Origin of the sequence: Achromobacter sp. GbtcB20 (genome assembly GCF_019091095.1) — a bacterium.
Taxonomy (GTDB): Bacteria; Pseudomonadota; Gammaproteobacteria; order Burkholderiales; family Burkholderiaceae_B; genus Achromobacter; species Achromobacter mucicolens.
The window spans coordinates 1-277 of record NZ_JAGXJZ010000493.1; the positions used below are offsets into that span (position 1 = coordinate 1).

Sequence of the window (277 nt, forward strand, 5' to 3'; positions counted from 1 at the left end):
CCGGGGCACAGGCCAGGAAAACCGACCCCATCAGCTGGGCCAGCGGGACCAGCGAGGCCAGACCGTACTTGCCGAGCGGGAGCGCCACCGCGCGGAAGGCCCCGACCGGGGCCAGCTTCATGACGATGTTCAGGGCTTGATAAGGGGTGTCGTTGGTGAGCTGGGTGCCGATGCCGAAACCGAGCATGACGCGGTCGGCGAAGTGGCGGTACAGGGCCAGCGCCTTCGGCACCGTCAGCGCGTCGGAGAACACCAGGCGCTTGGTGCGTGCGTCGAT

At 68.2% G+C, this 277-nt stretch carries 1 pseudogene; it reads right to left on the reverse strand.

The features are described from left to right. Positions 1-277: pseudogene (locus tag KVT32_RS29905) on the reverse strand (hypothetical protein); the annotation flags it as partial.